Genomic DNA, 21217 nt, shown 5'->3' with positions numbered 1-21217 from the left:
GCCCTAATCCTTAAAATGATAACTTAAAATGGTGAGATTGAAATAAACGAAAGTATAAGCAGGGATGGCAAAAGTAATCCCGCACCTTTTATAAAACAAGTAAAATTTAGCAGGCAATAAATGGCAGATTTTCCTCCCCCGTACACTGTTCGGGTCAGCCCTAGGGCCAAAAACGTAATCATCAAACTCATTCCTGATAAAGGGATTGAAGTGGTGCTGCCCAAAGGCACTAATCGTCGTGATGTGCCTTACTTTCTTGAAAAACGGCGTGAATGGATTGAACACAACATCCGCAAACTGGAACAGAAGGGACTGTCCCTGAGTCAGCCGCAGCTAGTCCTGCCCGATGAAATATGCTTTGTCGCCAGCGGAAATATTTATACCATCAGGCGAGTTGAAAATCGTAAGCCGGTCCTGCGCATGCGCCGCAATGTAGACAAGTTGCTCTTAAGCGGCTCCGGTTGGTCCCCGGAAGAAGAGCTTAAATTGCTGACCCGTTTTGTACGCAGCGAGGCACGGAAATTCCTTGTCCCTGAGCTTAAAAAAATTTCAACAGAACTAAATCTGCCCTTCAGCAAAGCATTCATCCGCGCTCAGCGCAAACGCTGGGGAAGCTGTTCCGCCAAGGGCAACATCAATCTGAACATGAAACTCATGTTCCTTCCTTACCGCCTGATGCGCTACGTTTTGATCCATGAACTCTGCCATACAGTGCACCTCAACCATTCCGCAAAATACTGGCGGCTGGTCAAAATGGTGGAGCCGAATGTGGAGGAATTGGAAAAAGAACTTTCCGAAGCCGGACGTTTGGTTCCGGCATGGATGAATTTTTAGTAATGGCCGACTTACCAGCTGAAAGTGATGTCACTCTGCTGGACAGCATCACCATTAACATCGGCAATGAGAACCGGAGAATCTCCTGAACCGTCACCATCGGCATCGTAGTACAGTTTGTTACTTTCATAGATAAAGTACGCGGATGTCGATCCGGAAACAGTCCCGTCAGCCTTGAATCCGGCGGTATTGTCGAAAGTCATCATGTCTGTAAACAGGAACTTATCTTCGCCGCTGTTAAAATTATTTATGGTATCTGCGTTCGTATATAGCGACCCGTATTCTATGGTCGTTGCGGCATTATTATATAATGTAAATGTATCGGAACCTTCACCCAGATCAACAGTCTCTGAGCCGGATGTATTTCCTATAAAAACATCTCCGCCAGCAGGAATACCGGTGCCGAAAAACGTCTCTATCCCGCTGAAAGCGTATGTATAGGAACCGCTGGTTGCAGTGCCGTTACTGTTATTAATTGAGACACTTGCAGAAAGGCTTGCACAATGCATATGGTCGGTCCCTTCCCCGGCATGCATGGTGGCATTGCTGTCTCCGATCTGGAAACTGTCATCATACTGGGTACCTATGACGATTTCAATTGAAGTAATAGTGTCAAACTGCATCATGCCATAACTAACCTTATTCTGGTCAAAAAGAGCTTGGACGGCGCTTCCTCTACCCGAATAATCCACTGTATCAGTTCCCAGACCGCCATTATAAGCATCATCTGCACTATCAGTATCTACAAAAATATTACCGCCGGAATCGCCGGTAATATTATCGGCATGAGAAGAACCGATAACATTTTCAATAGAGCTGAGGGTGTCATTACCGTCAGCTCCGGTAGCGGTATTAAGCGAAAGATCCACGGTTACACCACCGCTGGCTCCTGCATATGAGACCGTATCTATCCCGCCGTCACCGTAAAGACTGTCATTTCCTGCCCCACCGACGAGAGTATCTGCCCCGCCGCCGCCATGTATTGTATCAACCCCGTCATTACCGTAAATTGTGTTATCCGCGTTATCGCCATCAAGAGTATCGTCGTGAGTGGAGCCAGTTATTCCTTCAATATTCTCAATAGTATCCTGCCCGTGAGCACCGCTGGTGGTCCCGTTCAGTAAATCTACGCTCACACTTGCTCCGGCCCCGGCATAGGAAACAAAATCAATCCCCGCCCCTCCGTCAAGATGATCATCGCCTTCTCCGCCGGTAAGGGTGTCTTTGCCGCTATTGCCGCGCAGGGTGTTGTTTGCACTGTCACCGTCAAGAGTATCATCATGGACGGAACCGATAATTCCTTCAAAATTGCTGAGGGTATCGCTTCCGTCCGCACCGCTGGATGAGCCGGATTGCAGGCTTGCGGTCACACTGCCTGTTGCCTCTGCGTAAGAAACGAAATCTACTTCAGTGGAAAGCCCGGTCCCTCCGTCAAGGTCATCATTGCCAACTCCACCGAGAAGGGTATCTGAACCTTCAGCTCCCTGCAAAGTATCGTTACCATCTTTACCGTAAAGGGTATCGTTGCCGGCAAATCCCCGGATGGTATCACTGGAACTGCTTCCGGTAATGGTATCAGCTTCTAATGTGCCCTCTATAAGCCCGCTTCCTGTTATGTTGTGCGGATCGCTTTCAGGTTCACTGGGGCTGTCAGAATCGGTAGTGCTTTCAGGTTCACCAGTTTCATCAAGCACAGGCTCAACCGTCGGTTTTGCCTCTTTAGGCCCTTCTCCGGTCTCACCTTTTGTGCTGTCAGCCTTTTCTAATAACTCTCCCTCTCTCTCGCCATTTTGTTTTTCGGGCTTCTTATCTTCTCCAGTATCAGGCTTATCATTCGGTTCAGGCTTTTCGCCTATTTTTTCAGGCTCAAATCTTTTTTGGTCTGCCAGACCTTTTTCTTCATGTTCAAAAACACCTTTATTGGCATGCAGCACACCACCATCCACTCCGGGGTCTTCACTGGGAGTACCGCCCCCAGGACTCACATCACCTGAAAGCTCTTCCTGCTGCTCATCAATTTGTTCATTAATCTGATCATCCTGTTGCTTATCATCCTGCGGTTCACGGATATCCTGTTCCTGTCTGATATTTGCGGGGGCAACTTTACGGAAATTCTGAAGTTCCCGTGCAGAGAGAGGGCGAACGGAGCTGAGCAGACCTGAGCCGCTGACATCGACTATCTGCCCGGAAAAAAGCTGGCGCATCGCTCCGGTTACTTTACTTTGCAAAAGCATAGCCTTTCCGGCATGGATTTCTTCAACACCGTGCTTCTCGCCGTCAGGACCTACTTCGCTGAGAATAATAGTACCACGGATACCGATGGTTGCCAGCGGGGTTCCGACCTTGAACCGGTCAGGATTCTGCTCCGCTATTTTACCGGTGACCATGCGGAAAGTTCCCTGAGTAATGTTAGCCAGAAAGTCGCCGACTCCTGAGGAGTCATCATAAATATAATCGTCTAATGCGATGCGCGAATTTGCACCCTGAGAGAGCAAGGTGTCGTCAAGAAGCCTGATCTCAACATTGCCGTCCGCAGCAGTAACCAGCTCCTCACCTTCATAAATAGGAGATCCGGGAGCAAGGGGTCTTGCTCCTGAAGCTGATTCGGCAAATGCTTCACCGGTAAGTCCGGTTACAATGCCGATTTTTTGCGGTCCGGTTGTTTGGTCGGGCATAATTCCTCCGCAATATGAATCTTTAAGATGAAATTTTTAATACTATAAGCATATCACTTTTATTTTGTTCTGTTAATGTCTATTCAGTTCAATCATGCTACGTATTGTTTGTCTGGCAACCAGCTATGAACATTGATGTTTATTTCTTGCATGACGATATCTGGGCAATCTTCCGTTGAACGTTTCATCTACTACGGACTCGATAGGCCCCCCCTTTACAAACGGCTCTAAATGGATGAAGTTTATTCTTTAATAATCATACCGCTAAGCGCACAACATTTATATATCTCAAGGATTCATCATGGAAATAAGCAGCAAGAAAATTGGAAATGTTTTAATACTTGGTATCAAAGGACGCCTTGATGCTCTTACGTCTACAGACCTTGAAAACGAAATGTGCAAACAAATTGAGGCTGGAGAGACGAAAATTGTATTTGATCTCGGAGATCTGGAATACATTTCCAGTGCCGGACTCAGAGCCATACTTTTTTGTGCCAAAAAACTGAAGGCAACAGATGGAACTATTGCTTTCGCTAATATTACCGGAATGATCAGCGAAGTGTTTGAAATCTCCGGATTCGGAACAATGTTTAATATCTACAGCTCCGCCCTTACCGCTGCGGAAAAAATATCCTGAGAGATTATATATGCTGCGCCTTGCTCTGACCTTCTTTCTCACATCCGTAATCATAATCAACGGGCAAACCTGCCAAGCTGAAGAGTCCCGGAATACTTCCAAAGAAGAAATTCGCCGGGTTCTTAAAAACAACCCGGATATGATTTTTGATGCTCTGAAAGGACATGAAGAAGAACTATACGACATGTTACAGATCGGGCTTGAAAAAAAGAACAAGTCCCGAATAAGGGCCGGCAGACTCAAGCAGCTTCAGAACCCGAAAAAAGCGGCATTGCACCCGGACCGCCCGGTATGGGGCTCCTCTAACGGAAAAATCAACATTATTGTTTTCTCCGACTTCCAGAGTGCAAGCAGTGCCAAGGCTGATAAAGTTATTCATCAGCTGCTGAAGAAACATCCGAACATCAACTACCGTTTTCGTCACAATCCGCTCGGTCTGCATAAAATGTCCCTTCCTGCGGCCCGTTATTATGAAGCTCTAGCTATTCAGGATCAGGCCAAGGCCAAGAAACTGAATCAGTTGCTGCTGAAAAACAGGCTGGCGATCAAAAAAAACGGTACAAAAAAACTTAATGAGTTGGCAGAAAAATGTGGAGCGGATATGGCACAATTGCACCGCACCCTGAATTCTCCGCAGGTCAAAGCGCGAATTGAGGGAGACCGCAAGGAAGCCCGCAAACTGGGTTTGACCGCCTCTCCGGTTTTTCTGGTCAACGGGGTCATAGTCACCGGGGCTGCTCCGTTGGAAGAATTTGAAGAAGTACTCCGGATGATCCGCAGTAATTAAAATTTAACACGCCTCCCGGCCTTGTATTATTTTTTTAGGAATATCAAAGCAAACCGCAACAATAAGACTGGGCATGGGCGCGATAGTGATATATTATCACAACATTCTTAGACACATCTAATCTGTAAATTAAATGAACAAAATGCCGCAAAGTGAATCTGATATACGCCGTGTGTTTCTGCATACCGGTGACGCATATATCGGCGTAAAACCGACCATAGTTTCTACTGTGCTTGGCTCTTGCGTGGCCATATCCATGTTCTCCCCCCGTACAAGGCAAGGGGTTATCTGCCATGCTTTCCTGCCTTCCCGTTCAGAAATAAAAGATGTAAACGAGCCGTCACTCCAGATTTGCAGATATGTGGACACAGCAGTAGACCATTTGCTAAAGAGTATGAGGCGTCTGGGGGTCAGAAAGAACGAGCTTGAAGTCAAACTGTTCGGTGGAGCAACCGGCTTGACTTATTCTCAGGTAAGACCGTCATGCGCACTGGGGATCGGCAACAGAAATATTGATGCCGCCATGGAAAACCTGAAAGCAAAAGGGCTCAAGCCTCTTACCATGGACGTGGGCGGAAACGTGGGCAGAAAGCTGCTTTTTTCCACCTACACCGGGGATGTCTGGATCAAAAGGCTTGAAAAAAAGATGTTTTAGCCCCTCTAAACGGCCATAATCTGCAAGAATATAATGAAATTCACTAATAAGCTCTCTTCCGCTCTTATTCTGTTCGCCATTTTTATTTTCTGTTTGCCCGGCCTCTCCGCAGCAGGCAACACTATCTATCAATACTCGATCATTGATTCCCTGCTTGCAGGCAATTATGATGGAGAACTGACCATTGCCGATTTAAAAGAACACGGCGATACCGGGTTGGGGACATTTAACCGGCTGGATGGAGAAATGGTTTTCCTCGACGGAGTTGTTTACAAGGTCGATGCCCGAGGTGAGGCCATAAAAATGGACGATAACGAACGCACTCCATTTGCTGCTGCGGCGTTGTTCAAAACAGATAAAATAATCAAGCTTGATTCCGTAAAATCTCTGGAAGAGTTGAACAGCAAAATTTCAAATGCCCTTGGTTCTGAAAATATTTTTTATGTAATCCGTATTGACGGCAAGTTCCGTAAAATGCGCACCCGCAGTGTTCCGGCCCAGGAAAAACCATACCCGCCGTTGAAAGAAGTGGTCAAAAATCAGAGTATTTTTGGATTTAAAGAAATTGAAGGAACCATGATCGGCATAAAAAGTCCTTCCTACGTCAAAGGAATCGGGGTTCCGGGATTTCACTGGCATTTTATAAACAAAGAGCGCACCAGCGGTGGTCATGTACTCAATTGCATATTCAAAAATATGGCTGCCAAAGTAGGGACATACAGCCAATTTAAACTTCAACTTCCCGAGACCAGAAGCTTTCTCGACTCCAGATTTGAAAAAGACAGACAAAAAGAATTAAAAGAAGTGGAAAAAGATTCTGAGAAGAAGTAATATTACTCAAAATTCAACAATTCCCTTTGTAACTGAATAATTTCGTCCGGGAGAGAAGTATGAGTGAACGAATTCTAGTGCAGGTAGATGAAGACCTTGAAGCCATAATGGGCCGCTATCTGGAAATCAGACAAAAAGAGCTTGTTGAACTTGAAGAGGCTGTTACCCAGGAAAATTTTGAAATCATCAGACTGCTGGGCCATCGCCTGAAAGGGACCGGATCTTCTTACGGTCTTGATGAATTGACCCGTCTCGGAACCCTTATTGAAGACAAGGCTGTGGATGAAGATATGTCCGATGTCCCGGACTATACTGCCGAAATCAGGCATTTCCTGACCCATATCGACATAGAATTCATTGAAATGGATGAATAAAATAACAAGGCCGTACGAGTTTAACTCTGTACGGCCTTGTTGTTAAATGAGAAACTCTCCGGTAACCGAATCCGGATTGGCAATAATTTCTTCAGGTGTTCCCTGTGCCACAATTTGCCCGCCGGACTCCCCGCCACCGGGCCCCAAGTCAAAAACATAATCAGAAGCACGGATCACATCGGTATTATGCTCGATGACGACGACCGTGGCTCCCTTTTCCACCAGCTGTTGCAGAACCTTGATCAGTTTACCCACCTCGTGCATATGCAGACCGGTTGTCGGCTCATCAAGGATGTACAGGGTACCGGGCAGGCTGCGTTTGCCGAGTTCACGGGAAATCTTGATGCGCTGTGCTTCTCCGCCGGAAAGGGTAGTGGCCGGCTGGCCCAGTTGCACATATTCAAGGCCGACCTGTTCCAGTACTTCCAGTCTGCGTTTGAGCGTAGGGTGATTCTCGAAAAAGGCCTTGGACTGGCGCACGGTCATATCCAGCACTTCCGCGATATTCTTACCCTTGTAATCAACTTCCAAAGTCTGACTGTTATACCGTTTGCCCTTGCAGACATCACAGGTAACATAAACATCGGGCAGAAAGTGCATCTCCACCCTGATCTGTCCGTCTCCGCGACAGGCTTCACAGCGACCTCCACGTACGTTAAAACTGAAACGTCCGGGCTTGTAGCCTCGTTTTTTAGCTTCCTTGGTTGCGCAGAAGATTTTTCGGATTTCATCGAAAATTTTGGTATAGGTAGCCGGGTTGGAACGCGGAGTCCTGCCGATGGGCGACTGGTCAATGGAGATGACTTTTTCAATCTTCTCAATGCCGTCAATACCGGAGATGCGTCCGGGCTGGTCCACCTTCACCCCACGAGACAATGCTATGTGCTTGTACATGGAGTCCACCACCAGCGAGCTTTTACCCGAACCGGAAACTCCGGTAAAACAGCAGAGTACGCCCAGCGGAATATCCACATCAAGATTCTTGAGGTTATTAGTCTTAACACCTTTCATCTTGATCCAGTCCGTGGGCACCCGCCGCTCTTCGGGCTTGTCCAAAGAAAGCTCACCACGCAAATATTTGGCGGTCAGGGTCTGGGCCTTGCCAAGCAGCTTTTTCACACTGCCCTGAAAGACAATCTCCCCTCCAAGCATACCCGAACCGGGACCGATTTCGATAACATGGTCTGCGCTACGGATGGTGGATTCATCATGCTCCACCACCAGCACGGTATTGCCACGGGACTGCAAGGAACGTAGGGTTTTAATCAGTCTCTCGTTATCGCGCGGATGCAGTCCGATAGATGGTTCATCCAGCACGTAAGTAACGCCCACCAACCCGGAACCGAGCTGTCCGGCCAATCTGATTCGCTGTGCTTCACCACCGGACAAAGTAGCCATGTTCCGGCCAAGGTTCAGGTAATCAAGCCCTACATTGACCATAAATCCAAGACGGTGGGTTAATTCTTTCAACAACGGTTCGGCAATGAGCAATTCATGTCCGGTAAACTCCAGATCTTCCAGCCAATCCAGTGCCCGTTTGATGGACATGGAGCAGAATTCAAAAACTGAAACAGAGTTCACTTTTACTGCTAATGACTCGGGACGCAACCTTGCTCCCTCACAGGCCGGGCATGGTCTTGACTGGCGAAAGCGGGAAAGCTCATCACGCCAGATGCGCCCGAGATTGTGGCCTACCTCAAGCAGATCGACCACGCCTTCCCAGCCAAGTTCCTTATCGCCATAGAAAAGTGCTTTATGTGCGGCTGCGGAAAAATCAGCCAGCGGGGTATCGACCTTAAAGCCGTATTTTTTGCCCAGCTGCTTGAAATCAAGTTCGTAACGTTCGAACATTTTTGGGGATTTCCACGGAATGACCGCCCCGGTTTTCAGGGAAAGACCTTTGTTGGGGGCCAGCAGTTCCGGTTCGTAATAATCCACACTGCCGAGACCGGAGCAGAGTGTACAGGCACCCTGCGGACTGTTGAATGAAAACAGCTGCGGAGAAAGTTTGGGCATACTGATCTTACATGACGGGCATGTGGACATGGTGGAGAGGTAGACATCATCGCCGCCGATAATGGAAACCACGATGGATTCGTCCCCGTAACGCAGGGCAAGTTCAAGGGAATCGCCCAGACGCTTTTTCATGTCGCCTTTAATGACCAGACGGTCCACGACCAGATCAATATTGTGCTTCTTATTTTTCTCGAGTTCCGGCACATCATCTATAGTATAGACCTGTCCGTCCACACGGGCACGCACGAATCCTTCTTTCTTCAGCTTTTTGAACAGGTCCTTATGGGTCCCTTTCTGATGGTCCACCAACGGGGCCATCAGCATGAATTTAGTACCTTCACCAAGGGCCATAATCCGGTCCAAAATCTCATCGGAAGTCTGGGCCGCAATGGGAATGCCGCATTCAGGACAGTGAAATTTGCCCAGTCTTGCAAAGAACACACGCAAAAAGTCATAAATCTCGGTCACCGTACCCACGGTTGAACGGGGGTTGCGCGAAGTTGATTGCTGTTCCAGCGAAATAGCCGGGGAAAGACCCTCGATCTTGTCCACCTTTGGTTTGTCCAGCTGCGGCAGGAATTGCCTTGCATATGCGGAAAGGGATTCCACGTAGCGGCGCTGCCCTTCAGCGTAGACAATGTCGAAGGACAAGGTAGATTTACCGGACCCTGAAGGACCGCAAACCACAACCAGCTGGTCACGTGGAATATCAAGGGTTAAATTTTTGAGGTTGTGCTGACGCGCACCTTCAATATGGATAGATTTTTTCATGTATTAAGATGCCTCCGGCGGCTCTCCGAGGGCCAAAGAAACTTTTTGAAAAAAGTTTCTCTGGACTCTTCAAAAATTTTTAATATGGCTTCGCCGTGTTATGCGGATAGTTGCAGAAAATTTCAACGAAGGGAGAGAATAAGCATTTTCAGAAAGAAGGCAAGCTTATCAGGAACGATTATTAATTATTTTTAAGTATCAGCATTGGATGATTCACATTTCGGCATGGGGCAGGTGCTAAAATCATCTTCCACATCTTCAAGGCCGTGCTCTTCAATCTCAGCAATGAACAGCTCTACCAGTTCCGGGTCAAGGGAAGGTCCTGCCAGTTTGCGCAGAATGGAAAATGCTTTATCGAGGTCCATGGCCTCTTGGTAGGTACGGGTCGTGGTTATCGCATCAAAGACATCGGCAATAGAAAGAATGCGTGATCCGGTTTTGATTTCATTGCCCTGCAAGCCGTTAGGATATCCGGTTCCGTCCAGCCGTTCATGATGAGAGCGTACGTATTCTAGGGCAAGGCCGAGAAACTCCAGCCCGCGCAGCATTTTGAATCCCCATTCCGGATGCTGCTTGATCTCTGCCAGCATGTCGGCATCCACCTTGGTATCCACATTCTGAATCAAACGATCACTGAACCCGATCTTGCCTATATCATGCAGAGTTCCGGCCACGTGCATAGTCCAAATTTCATCTTCGGGAAGGTCCATGCGCCGGGCCAGACGTTCGCAGTAAAGTCCCACCCGTTCAGCATGACCGCGGGTATACGGATCACGCAGACTCAGTCCACGGGCCACAGCTTTGATGGTTGCTACTATATTACACTTAAGATCCTGATTAGCCTGTTCAAGCGCAAACTCACGGGCCTCAATGCGGACCATCATCAACCCCACGGACTCAGCCAGTTCCCGCACATAAGGATCAAACCCCTCAGTGGTCAGATGCATGATGTCGTTGGAGTAATTTCCGCCGGAAATTTCCTGAATGCAGGTCAGCAATTCGGTAAGTCCTTTCATGAAGCGATCCGTGGTTTAGGGTACAACAAGACTGAGTGTCTTCCTTTTTATACTGAAGTGATGGAAAGTTCCAGAGGGGATAAAAACGGATTAGTTAGGTGGATTTGAGCAAATTATTCTGATGGAATAATTCAAAATCTACTCAGCCGCGCCCCCATCCTTCTCAACCTTCTCCCCCCGATAAGTATCCCACTGGGCAACTCCGCCGCCAATGTAGACCTGCCCCGGAAGGGGAAAATGGGTATGGATGAATATCCATTTACGTTCGGCCTTGGCATGCTCTACCAATGCATCCGCAATGGCGTTCATCATGCCCTTTACTTTATCGTCATCAAAGAAACCCGGCACGTAGAGGTCCACAAAAAGCGGTTTAGTGCTGCTTTTACCTTCATACACAACAGCATCAAAGGTCTGCCAGTAGTAGGTGATGAATGACTCTTTGATGCCTGTATCTTTGCTGACATCCTTACTCACCGCCGCCAAAACCGCCTCTACATCCAGGTCGGTTTTGGGTGAGGTCACCCTGACCATGGGATCGGCAGGATCGATGCCGCCTTCGGCATACAAATTTACAGGAAAAAGAAATGCTGCGCAGAGAGTGCAAAGCAAGAGAAAAGCAGGAATGAAAGCGTTTTTGACGGAGTTCGACATTTGGGGAATCCCTTAGATTTAAAGATGATGCTTACAAAAAACAAACGGGCCGTTGCAATATACAACGGCCCGTTTATTTTGGAAAGCTTATTAGCTGATCTAATTAAGCCCCGACATGCTCCTTGTAAGCCTGTACGGTGTTGATCAGAAGCTGGGCAATGGTCATGGGTCCGACTCCGCCGGGAACCGGGGTCATGGCGGATGCCACGTCTTCGAGGGCGGCGTAATCGCAGTCACCGACCAGACCTTCGTCTGTGCGGTTGATACCTACGTCAATTACTACTGCGCCTTTCTTAACCATGTCCTTCTTGATGAACTTGGCAATGCCGATGGCGGCGAAAACAAAATCTGCTGCTTTGACTTCCTCGGCGAGGTTGTCGGTGCGGGAATGACAAACAGTTACGGTGGCGTTTGCGAAATCACCGTACTGCATGAGCATCATGGCAAGAGGTTTACCTACGATGTTGGAACGTCCTACCACTACGGCTTTCTTGCCGGAAGTGGGCAGGTTGTAGCGTTCCAGCAGGGTCATGATACCTGCGGGGGTGCAGGAACGAAAACCGGGCAACCCGAGCATGAGCTTGCCTACGTTCATGGGATGGAAACCATCCACATCCTTGCCGGGATCAATGAGTTCGAGGCAACGCTGGCTGTCCAATCCCTTGGGAAGGGGCAACTGCAAGAGGATACCGTCGATGGTGTCATCAGCATTAAGCTTCTGGATCAGTCCTTCAAGATCTTCCTGAGAAACAGACGCATCAATACGGTGGGCAGTGGAAACGATTCCAGCTTTTTCGCAGGCGATTTCCTTGTTGCGCACGTAAACCTGAGATGCGGGGTCCTCGCCGACCAGAATAACGGCCAGACCGGGCGCACGACCATGTTTTTCTTTAAGTCCGTCTATCTCTACTTTCAGCTCTTCACGAATAGTAAGGGCTGTTTCTTTACCATTCAAAATCTGCATTGAAATTTCTCCGCTGTTTAAGGCCTGTGGGTGAAAAATGCATATTGTAATTTTCTCCCACTGGCAAGAAGACAATAGCCCATCAACAAACAAGGCGGCAGCTTCAGCTAAATAAAAGCCAAAACTACCGCCTTTAAAAACTAAATCCCTAACGGTTTAGCGGAATCGCAATAATTATATACTATAAACACTTGCCCATAATCCTGAGCGAAAGCCCGCTAAAAGTTTTTGAAGGGATGGGGTCTGGGGAAGGGAAACTTTTGCAAAAGTTTCCCTTCCCCAGCCGCCGGAGGCAATATTTTCTAGTCTTCGCCGAAGAAAGCTTCCTTCAGAGCGGGACCGTAGTAGATGCCATCATCTTCGAGGTCTTCCTCGATGCGCAGCAGCTGGTTGTACTTGGCAAGACGGTCGGAACGGCACAGGGAACCGGTCTTGATCTGGCCTGCGTTGAGACCTACTGCGAGGTCAGCGATGAAGTGATCGCTGGTTTCACCGGAACGGTGGGAGACAACATTGGTGTAGCTTGCTGTTTTAGCGAGTTCCATGGTGTCGAGGGTTTCGGTAAGGGTACCGATCTGGTTCAGCTTGATCAGAATGGAGTTACAAGCACCGCGCTCGATACCTTCAGCAAGGATATCAGGGTTGGTTACGAACAGGTCGTCACCTACGAGCTGGATTTGTTCGCCGAGATCTTCGGTCATTTTTACCCAGCCTTCCCAGTCGCCTTCTGCAAGACCATCTTCAATGGAGATAAGCGGGAAACGCTCTACGAAATCAGCGTAGAAATCAATCATGCCCTGAGCATCGAATTCTTTACCTTCACCGGCCAGAACGTACTTGCCGTCTTTGTAGAATTCGGAAGCAGCAGCGTCGATAGCAAGTGCTACGTCAGCTCCGGGGCGGTAACCTGCTTTTTCAATAGCTTTCATGATGTATTCGAAAGCCTGTGCGTGAGATTCGAGGTTGGGCGCGAAGCCACCTTCGTCACCAACTGCGGTGTTGTGGCCGTCGGCAGCCAGCAGACCTTTCAGGGTGTGGAAAATTTCAGCACCCATGCGCAGAGCTTCAGCGAAGGTCTCAGCACCGATGGGCATGATCATGAATTCCTGAATATCGAGGTTGTTGGGTGCGTGCTCGCCACCGTTGATGATGTTCATCATGGGCACGGGCAGAAGCTTACCGTTTACACCGCCGAGATACTGGTAAAGAGGAATGCCGAGCAGATTTGCGCCAGCGCGGGCAACGGCCATGGATACGCCGAGCATTGCGTTTGCACCGAGACGGTCTTTGTTCTCAGTACCGTCCAGTTCGATAAGCAGGTTATCAATGGTAACCTGACGCAGGGCATCCTGACCGACGAGAGCTTCAGCGATTTCTTCACGAATATTGGCAACAGCAACCTGTACGCCTTTACCCATGTAACGGTCTTTGTCGCCGTCACGCAGTTCAAGGGCTTCACGGGTACCGGTGGATGCTCCGGAAGGAACGGCTGCGCGGCCTGTTGCGCCGGACTCAAGTACTACTTCTACTTCTACGGTGGGGTTACCTCTGGAATCGAGAATTTCTCTCGCCCAGACTGCTACGATAGTGCTCATGACAAATCTCCTTAAAAATAAATCAACACTTTCCGGTTACTTGGAACTGCCGGACACTTTCCCGGCAAAAAAACCTACACTAAACTATTTTTCACTGCCAAACCAAGCCATGCGCAACCCGTCCAGAAGAAGAGTCGGTTCCACATGGTCAATAGCCCGGCAGACTTCAGCTATCTTGGAGGCAAAACCTCCGGTGGCGATGAGCTCAACCTCCCCGCCGAGAGTCTTACCCAACCGCTCGCTCAAACCTTCAACCATGGCGGCAAAACCGAAGATAAGCCCCTGATTGAGGCTGTCTGCGGTACTCTTGCCCGGCCTGATGGTCTCGGACTCAATCTCGAGAGAAATATGCGGCAGCTTGGCAGTCCCGGATGCCAGTGCCTTAGTGGAGGACAATACTCCGGGACAGATCAGCCCGCCCATGTAATCATTGCCCACCACACAGTCGAAGGTGGTGGCAGTGCCGAAATCAACCACAATGAGATTCTCGCTGTCGCTGATCCGGCGACCCGCAAAAGCGGTTACCAGCCTGTCCGCGCCAACTTCCCACGGCCTTTCATATTTATTATTCAAGTCCAGAGGGATGGAATCCGGTGCAAAGCGCAACTCGCAGGGGAAAAACCTTTCCACGGCCCGCTTCAGGATCGGATTCATGGGCGGAACAACCGAGGAAACGGCCCCGCCGATGATGTCCTCATTGGAGAATCCGGCAACCCGGCAGATTTCAACGAGCTTAAGCCCCCATGAATCAGCAGTGCCACCGGGATCGGTAGGCAGGGTGAATGAGGGACCGATTTTATCACGGGTGGAAAAACCAATTTTAGTATTGGTATTTCCCACATCAAAAAGTAAAATAGTTTCCGAACTCAAAAGTGGACTCCGCTGCTTGCTGGATTCTTACTCCGAAATCTAATACCATATTCCGCAAAAACTAAAAACATGATTGCGGTACATTTATGATACAACTTAAACCCTGTTTGCATATACCGTTCGAAAAACAAAAATCATTGTTGATTTCTCTTTCCGGGCAGTCTTTTAAGACCTGCTTGGATGACCGCGTACTCCATTATTAAAAAGGAATCAATATGGTTTTCTGATCGAAAGTGAACACAAAAATGTTCGAAATGCAACATTTTTATAATAATCTGGTAGCTTATTGACTTGAGCGGAATTAAAAATTAAAAAAAATAATCATCAAAAAAGTTTGAATTTCCTTTGAACCCCTATGCGGAGCATGCCGTGCCAGACAAAAAACTTCTCTCCATTGCAGAAATTTCACGCCTGCTGGAAGTCCCGGAATCAACCCTCCATTACTGGAAAAACCGTTTCGCCCAGTACTTACCCAGCACAGGCCGAAACAGGCAGAAAAGGTTCAAATCCGAAGCCGTTGAAATTTTTAAAATTATTTCTTCCATGCTCAAGCAGGGTCACACCGCTGAAGATGTCATGGCCGAACTTTCCCGCAAATATCCGGTCAATGTGACTATTGACCCGCAGAATCCCGAGCCTGCCGCTCCCGCTCAAATACAACAGACCAACCTTGAACCGGCTATTCAACTGGCAGCAGCTATGGGAACTGAAATAGCGAAATCCATTAACGAAGGACTCAAGGGTATGCTCTCCTGCATGCCTGCCGGAGCAGTATCTGAAGATGTTAAAGCTTGCATGGATAAAGCCAGTGCAGACCTAAATGCCCAGAATGAAAGCATAGAAGGAATTAAAAGCGAGAATGAACAACTTAAGGAAAAGCTTTCCATTATGGAAGCGGAACTTGTCCGGCTGCGCAAAGACCGCCGGGAAATGGAAAAGTTCCTCCTTGACAAGCTGAAAAACATAACTAAATAAAATTGGCCTTTTTCGTCTTGAAAAAGGACACCGAAAATTACAATCAAGAACCTTCCGGCTGTCTCGTATGGCCGGAAGGAATTTTATGTTTACGGAGGAATTAAAATGACTGCACAGACAGAAAAATTCGAATTCAAAGCTGAAGTTAACCAGCTGCTGGACATCCTTGTCCACTCTCTCTACACCAACCGCGAAATCTTCCTGCGCGAACTGGTTTCCAACGCATCCGACGCTCTCGATAAAATGCGTTTCGCCATCAACAGCAACCCCGAGCTGGACGATGAAGTGGAACCTGAAATTTTCATCGCCTATGACGAAGAAAAAAAGACCGTAACCGTAACCGATACCGGAATCGGCATGACCCGCGAAGAAGTCATGGCCAATATCGGTACCATCGCCCATTCCGGCTCTGCTGAATTTGTCAAACAGGCTGCACAGTCCAAGGAAAGCCTTGACTCTCTCATCGGGCGTTTCGGCGTAGGTTTCTACTCCATCTTCATGGTCTCAGACCACGTTGTGGTACGCACCAAATCTTTCCAGAAAGATGAACCTGCAATCCAGTGGGTTTCCGACGGCAAAAATGCCTACGAAATGAGTGAAATTGAAGCGGAGATGGATCACGGAACCATCATTGAGATTCATCTTAACGAAGACAATACAGAGCGTTTTGATTCCGACGATAAACTCAAGGAAATCGTCAAACGTCACTCCAACTTCGTATCCTTCCCGATCATGATCGGTGGAGAACGGGTCAACACAGTTTCCGCCCTGTGGCGCGAACCCAAATTCCAGATTAAGCAGGAACAGTATGAAGAATTTTACAAATTCCTGACCTACGATGCGCAGCCGCCCATCAACACCCTGCACTTTTCCGTTGATGCCCCGGTACAGTTCAACTCCCTGCTCTTCATCCCGGAAAAAGATCTCGATATTTTCGGCATGGACCGCGACAACTGGGGACTCGACCTCTACGTTCGCCGCGTACTCATTGAAAAGCAGAATAAAAACCTGCTTCCCGAATACCTGAGCTTCATCAAAGGTGTGGTTGATACTGAAGACCTGCCCCTGAACATTTCCCGCGAAACCTTGCAGGACAACCTGCTCATCGGCAAAATCAGCGCGACCCTGACCAAACAGGTTCTGGGACAGCTGGAAAAACTGGCCAAAGACGATACTGAAAAATACGCCCAGTTCTGGAAGGCCCATTCCAAGATTTTCAAAGCAGGACACATGGACTTCGTCAACCGTGACAAGTTCGCCAAGCTGCTTCGCTTTGATTCTTCCAAAGCCGAAGACAATGCTCTGGTATCCTTTGCGGACTACATCGAACGTGCCAAGGAAGAGCAGAAGGAAATCTACTACTCAGTAGTTGCCAGCCGTGAGGCCGCAAACCTCAACCCGCACCTTGAAATCTTCCGCAACAAGGACATCGAGGTACTCTACCTCTACGAACCCATTGATGAATTCGTCATGGAATCCATTCGTGAACACGAAGAATTCACCTTTGTAGCTGCCGAATACGCCGACCTTGAAAAGCTGGACAAATTCGAATCAGCGAAAAAGGAAGATGAACCGGAACCGCTTTCCGAAGAACAGGAAAAAGACATGGACGCCCTCATCACCAAGATGAAGGAAGTCCTCGGCGAGCAGGTTGCAGAAGTAAAAGTATCTGAGCGTCTTTCCGATTCTCCCTGCCGTCTGGTCAACCCCGGCGGAGCCATGACCTCTTCCATGGAAAAGATCATGAAGGCCATGAACAAAGACAGCTCTATCCCCACTAAAACCATGGAAATCAACGCGGATCATCCGCTGCTGCGCTCCATGCTCGAAATCTTCAAGGTAAACCCGGATGACGATTTCATCGCCCTTTCTTCCAACCAGCTTTTAGAGTCCGCCCTGCTGCTGGAAGGATACCTGAACGACCCCCACGCCCTTGTGGGCCGCATCCAGAGCCTGCTGACCAAAGCCGGTGGCTGGTATGCCGAACTGGAAAAGAAAGACTAGTTGCTGCACATACAACCAAAGAAGCCCCGGGAGCATATGTTTCCGGGGCTTTCTTACTTTTTGCAAAACGTATTGAACCCTTTCCTCGCATAGGATAAAATAGAAAAAGCCGACAGAGAAAAAGAACCGTCCGGCATTTAACCCAGCTCTATAATCTGGAGATATATATGAACTTAAATGATAATTCTAAACGCTTTGACCTGACAAGTGCGCTAAAAAGGTTCTCAGGAGACTTGGAATTGCTGGAAGAAGCAATCGCCATCTTCGCGGAAGAAGCGGTAAAACATCTTGATGAAATCAAGATACACCTTGAGCAGGGAAAATTGAAAGAAGCCTCTGCAATCTCCCATACTTTAAAAGGAGAATGCGGCGCAGTTGGGGCAGTGCAGGCCTATTCGCTGAGCAGGTCCATGGAAAAAGTCGCGGCAGAAGAAAATACCAATGAAACCCTAAAGCTTCTTCCTCAATTGGAAAAGGAAATCTCACTGGCTTTAGAATTACTTCCAAAAGAGAGTAAGCAGCTGAACTTATAACGCAAAACCACTTATTGAACACTTAACACATACACCACTTCCTTTTTAATTCCGCTTAGGATAGGCATAATAAAACACTCTTAAGCACTTAAGTAATATGAAAACAATCCTGATTGTCGATGACGACCCTAAGATGCTTGAATTGCTCAAGCATTACCTCAAAAGTGAAGAGGTCACTACACTTGCCGCACTGGATGGAGAGCAAGGTTTATCTTTATTTGAATCCAGTCCTGTGGATCTGGTCATCATTGATATTTTCATGCCCAATATGGACGGCATCCAGACCATAATGGAACTGAAACAGAAGAAGCCGGAATGCAGCATTCTGGTTATTTCAGGAGGCGGGGAGTTTACCGGTCTTGAATACCTTAAACAAGCCAAAGCCCTCGGTGCGAGAGAAGCACTGGTTAAACCGTTCACCCAGAACGATTTCCTGAGTACAGTGCGGTCCATGCTGAACTAACTTCAGCCTGCCGCAAAAGCCTATCTTTTCGAACAGGCCAGACTTATCCCCAGCCCGACAAAAGCAGTTCCCAAGGCTTTATTAATATATCGGCAAATTGCCGTTCCCTTTAAAATTCCCTTAATCTTTTCGCCGCCACAAGCGTAAATCATCATACACCCGAATGCGATGACTGTAAGCAGAGTCAGCAGCATGGCAAAGTGCTGTATGGATGCCTGCCCGCTACTGATAAACTGGGGAAACAAAGCACTGAAAAACACAATCGCCTTTGGATTCCCGGCTGCGACCCAGAAACCCTGCAAAAACAACTTTCGGGTTGAAATTGTTTCCTTTTCTCCGTGACCGGAATCCTCGAAATTAAAATCACCGGACAAGAGAACCCCAATCCCCAGCCAGACCAGATAAGCCGCCCCGGCATACTTGACCAGCATAAAAGCTGTTTCTGATGCAGCCAGCAAGGCTCCCAGCCCGGCAATAGACACGACAGCCTGTAAAAACGAAGCAACGGAATTTCCTAAAGCAGTGGCAATTGCCCGTCTGGCTCCATATTTAATCCCGTGAGTCAAAGCCAGAATCATGCTCGGTCCCGGAATGATGGAAGCCAGAAAAACCGTCATTACATACACGGACCAAAATTCAATAGACATGGATTATACCTCTCAAAAAAACAAAAAGGCCGTGCCCGACAAACATCGAACACGGCCTTTGATATCAATCTACATTGAGACTTAAGCTTCCAATTCAGCGGCAGCCTTCTCAACAGAATCAATGAAACCCTGACGGGCTTCTCTGATCTGGGCAGCAATTCCTTCGTCATGAAGGGCCAGAATCTGAGCGGCCATCCATGCGGAGTTTTTTGCACCGACCTTATCAAGAGCTACAGTTCCTACGGGGAATCCCGGAGGCATCTGCACAGTTGCCAGCAGAGCATCCATACCGCCGAGAGCGGAACCGCAGATGGGTACGCCGAGAACAGGACGGATGGTTTTTGCAGCAACGGCTCCTGCAAGATGCGCGGCAAGACCAGCGGCGCAGATAAAGATTTCACAACCGTTATCTTCCAGTTCCTTAACCAGTTTCGCAGTCCTTTCCGGAGTACGATGGGCAGAGGAAACAGTGAAAACGTGGGGAATACCAAGTTTGGTCAGCAGATCGGAACAAGGCTGCATTGTATCCTTATCCGAAATGGACCCCATGAAAATAGCTACTTTTGCACTCATTTTTTAAGACCCTTGTCACCTATGTCGCGACGGAAATAAGCTTTGTCAAAGCTGAGTTTTTCAACAGCTTCGTAAGCCTTTTTCTGAGCTGCTCCGAGATCCGCCCCCAGAGCGGTAACACCCAGCACACGTCCGCCGCTGGTTAATGTTTTACCCTCTTCATACTTTGTCCCGGCCTGAAAGACCTTGACGCCTTCAATCTTTTCAGCTTCCTCGAAACCGCTGATCTCCGCCCCTTTTTCGTAAGAAGCAGGATAACCGCCCGCAGCCATGACCACGCAAAGGGTGGTTTCATCCTTGAGCTTCACTTCCACTTCCGGGAGGCGATTCTCAATACAGGCCAGCATGATTTCGACCAGATCACAATCCAGACGCATCAGGAGCGGCTGACATTCGGGGTCGCCGAAACGAACATTGTATTCAAGAACGGAAGGACCGTTTTCAGTGTACATGAGTCCGGCATAAAGAATACCGGTAAAAGGCTCACCTCGATCGGCAAGCAGCTTGAGAATGGGCTTGATGACCAATTCAGCGGTTTCGGCATATTTTTCACGGGGCAGGATAGGGGCCGGGCTGTAGGCACCCATACCTCCGGTATTGGGACCGGTATCGCCTTCACCCACGGCTTTGTGATCCTGCGCGGAAGGCAGCAGTGCGTAATCTTCTCCGGCGCAGAAAGCGAGAAAGGAAGCTTCTTCACCCTTGAGGGCTTCTTCCACAACAACACGCTCACCGGCAGTGCCGAAAACTCTTTTGACCATCATGTCGTCAAGGGCTTCAAGAGCCTCTTCAACGGTTCCGGCCACAACAACACCTTTACCAGCGGCCAGGCCGTCCGCCTTAACCACGATAGGTGCGCCCTGCTCTTCTACAAACTTCTTGGCTTGCTCATACTCGTCGAAAACCTGAAAAGGAGCGGTAGGAACACCGGAATCACGCATGGTAATCTTGGAAAAGGCTTTGCTGCCTTCAAGATTGGCTGCGTATGCGCCGGGTCCGAAACAAGGAATTCCTTCCTTGGTAAGGGCTTCCTTAATGCCCAGTACAAGGGGCAGTTCCGGTCCTGCCACAACAAGATCAATCTTGTTTTCTTTGGCAAATTTGACCAGACCGGGCAGGTCGTCGTCTTTGATGGGCACATTGGTACCGTGCAGACGGGTTCCACCGTTACCGGGTGCGATAAAAATTTCAGAAACCTTGGGACTCTGGCTGATTTTCCATGCCAGAGCGTGTTCTCTTCCGCCTGAACCTACAACAAGTATTTTCATGAAATAATTCCTCTTGGGATTGAGCTGAAGTGACCTGTGGGTATTAATGGCCCCTAACTATTAGTTTGGCAGCAAGCA

At 48.4% G+C, this 21217-nt stretch carries 20 protein-coding genes; 10 read left to right on the top strand and 10 right to left on the bottom strand.

From position 1 onward, the window contains the following. The first annotated feature begins 120 nt into the window (after nucleotides 1-120). Nucleotides 121-834, top strand: a complete 714-nt coding sequence (locus FMS18_RS06805) for a M48 family metallopeptidase (RefSeq protein ID WP_163292986.1) — start codon at nucleotides 121-123, stop codon at nucleotides 832-834. A gap of 11 nt (nucleotides 835-845) precedes the next feature. Here FMS18_RS06805 and FMS18_RS06800 read toward each other — a convergent pair whose 3' ends face one another. Then, nucleotides 846-3509, bottom strand: coding sequence for a FecR domain-containing protein (locus tag FMS18_RS06800; RefSeq protein WP_163292985.1), 2664 nt, complete (start codon nucleotides 3507-3509; stop codon nucleotides 846-848). Between the two features lie 301 nt (nucleotides 3510-3810). On the opposite strand from FMS18_RS06800, the gene FMS18_RS06795 reads away from it, so the two are divergent. From FMS18_RS06795 to FMS18_RS06775, 5 genes are all read left to right on the top strand, one after another. Beyond that, the gene (locus FMS18_RS06795; RefSeq protein ID WP_163292984.1) at nucleotides 3811-4146 is read left to right on the top strand and encodes an STAS domain-containing protein; all 336 of its coding nucleotides are present in this window, start codon (nucleotides 3811-3813) and stop codon (nucleotides 4144-4146) included. Between the two features lie 10 nt (nucleotides 4147-4156). Further along, nucleotides 4157-4933 (top strand): DsbA family protein, encoded by a 777-nt coding sequence (locus FMS18_RS06790; protein ID WP_163292983.1) that lies wholly within the window; start codon nucleotides 4157-4159, stop codon nucleotides 4931-4933. Nucleotides 4934-5066: 133 nt separating this feature from the next. After that, nucleotides 5067-5588, top strand: coding sequence for a chemotaxis protein CheD (locus FMS18_RS06785; RefSeq protein ID WP_239060964.1), 522 nt, complete (start codon nucleotides 5067-5069; stop codon nucleotides 5586-5588). Between the two features lie 33 nt (nucleotides 5589-5621). Next, a complete protein-coding gene (budA, locus tag FMS18_RS06780; RefSeq protein ID WP_163292982.1) occupies nucleotides 5622-6419 on the top strand; it encodes an acetolactate decarboxylase in 798 nt (265 codons plus the stop codon). 59 nt (nucleotides 6420-6478) lie between these two features. After that, entirely contained in the window at nucleotides 6479-6793 is a 315-nt protein-coding gene (locus FMS18_RS06775; protein WP_163292981.1) for an Hpt domain-containing protein, read from the top strand. Nucleotides 6794-6835: 42 nt separating this feature from the next. On the opposite strand, the gene uvrA is transcribed toward FMS18_RS06775, so the two are convergent. The 6 genes from uvrA to FMS18_RS06745 all read right to left on the bottom strand — a co-directional run bounded on the left by uvrA (nucleotide 6836) and on the right by FMS18_RS06745 (nucleotide 14676). After that, nucleotides 6836-9580, bottom strand: a complete 2745-nt coding sequence (gene uvrA / locus FMS18_RS06770) for an excinuclease ABC subunit UvrA (protein WP_163292980.1) — start codon at nucleotides 9578-9580, stop codon at nucleotides 6836-6838. Nucleotides 9581-9771: 191 nt separating this feature from the next. Continuing rightward, entirely contained in the window at nucleotides 9772-10596 is an 825-nt protein-coding gene (locus FMS18_RS06765) for an HD domain-containing phosphohydrolase (RefSeq protein ID WP_163292979.1), read from the bottom strand. Nucleotides 10597-10734: 138 nt separating this feature from the next. Then, nucleotides 10735-11247 (bottom strand): hypothetical protein, encoded by a 513-nt coding sequence (locus tag FMS18_RS06760; protein ID WP_163292978.1) that lies wholly within the window; start codon nucleotides 11245-11247, stop codon nucleotides 10735-10737. Between the two features lie 103 nt (nucleotides 11248-11350). Then, nucleotides 11351-12211 (bottom strand): bifunctional methylenetetrahydrofolate dehydrogenase/methenyltetrahydrofolate cyclohydrolase FolD, encoded by an 861-nt coding sequence (gene folD, locus FMS18_RS06755; protein ID WP_163292977.1) that lies wholly within the window; start codon nucleotides 12209-12211, stop codon nucleotides 11351-11353. Between the two features lie 302 nt (nucleotides 12212-12513). Next, nucleotides 12514-13806 (bottom strand): phosphopyruvate hydratase, encoded by a 1293-nt coding sequence (gene eno / locus FMS18_RS06750; RefSeq protein WP_163292976.1) that lies wholly within the window; start codon nucleotides 13804-13806, stop codon nucleotides 12514-12516. An 84-nt stretch (nucleotides 13807-13890) separates the two neighbouring features. Beyond that, complete coding sequence (locus FMS18_RS06745) at nucleotides 13891-14676, bottom strand: type III pantothenate kinase (protein WP_163292975.1); 786 nt, start codon at nucleotides 14674-14676, stop codon at nucleotides 13891-13893. Nucleotides 14677-15045: 369 nt separating this feature from the next. Here FMS18_RS06745 and FMS18_RS06740 point away from each other — a divergent pair, with 369 nt between their 5' ends. The 4 genes from FMS18_RS06740 to FMS18_RS06725 all read left to right on the top strand — a co-directional run bounded on the left by FMS18_RS06740 (nucleotide 15046) and on the right by FMS18_RS06725 (nucleotide 18651). Further along, entirely contained in the window at nucleotides 15046-15651 is a 606-nt protein-coding gene (locus FMS18_RS06740) for a MerR family transcriptional regulator (RefSeq protein ID WP_163292974.1), read from the top strand. Between the two features lie 105 nt (nucleotides 15652-15756). Then, the gene (htpG, locus tag FMS18_RS06735) at nucleotides 15757-17655 is read left to right on the top strand and encodes a molecular chaperone HtpG (protein WP_163292973.1); all 1899 of its coding nucleotides are present in this window, start codon (nucleotides 15757-15759) and stop codon (nucleotides 17653-17655) included. Between the two features lie 167 nt (nucleotides 17656-17822). Further along, nucleotides 17823-18188 (top strand): Hpt domain-containing protein, encoded by a 366-nt coding sequence (locus tag FMS18_RS06730; protein ID WP_163292972.1) that lies wholly within the window; start codon nucleotides 17823-17825, stop codon nucleotides 18186-18188. 97 nt (nucleotides 18189-18285) lie between these two features. Continuing rightward, on the top strand, nucleotides 18286-18651 hold the full coding sequence (locus tag FMS18_RS06725; RefSeq protein ID WP_163292971.1) for a response regulator transcription factor: 366 nt from the start codon (nucleotides 18286-18288) through the stop codon (nucleotides 18649-18651). Between the two features lie 20 nt (nucleotides 18652-18671). Here the strand turns inward: FMS18_RS06725 and FMS18_RS06720 are convergent, their stop codons facing one another. From FMS18_RS06720 to purD, 3 genes are all read right to left on the bottom strand, one after another. After that, nucleotides 18672-19298 carry a LysE family translocator gene (locus FMS18_RS06720; RefSeq protein ID WP_163292970.1) on the bottom strand — a complete coding sequence of 209 codons (627 nt, stop codon included), beginning with the start codon at nucleotides 19296-19298 and terminating at the stop codon, nucleotides 18672-18674. 81 nt (nucleotides 19299-19379) lie between these two features. Continuing rightward, nucleotides 19380-19871: a 5-(carboxyamino)imidazole ribonucleotide mutase gene (purE, locus tag FMS18_RS06715; protein WP_163292969.1), complete on the bottom strand. Its 492-nt coding sequence runs from the start codon at nucleotides 19869-19871 to the stop codon at nucleotides 19380-19382. Beyond that, nucleotides 19868-21139: a phosphoribosylamine--glycine ligase gene (gene purD, locus FMS18_RS06710; protein ID WP_163292968.1), complete on the bottom strand. Its 1272-nt coding sequence runs from the start codon at nucleotides 21137-21139 to the stop codon at nucleotides 19868-19870. Before purD ends, purE begins: the two co-directional genes overlap by 4 nt. Between the last annotated feature and the right edge of the window lie 78 nt (nucleotides 21140-21217).

The sequence above is a fragment of the Desulfovibrio sp. JC022 genome (genome assembly GCF_010470665.1).
Taxonomy (GTDB): domain Bacteria; phylum Desulfobacterota; class Desulfovibrionia; order Desulfovibrionales; family Desulfovibrionaceae; genus Maridesulfovibrio.
This window is presented reverse-complemented; position numbering and strand designations above follow the sequence as displayed.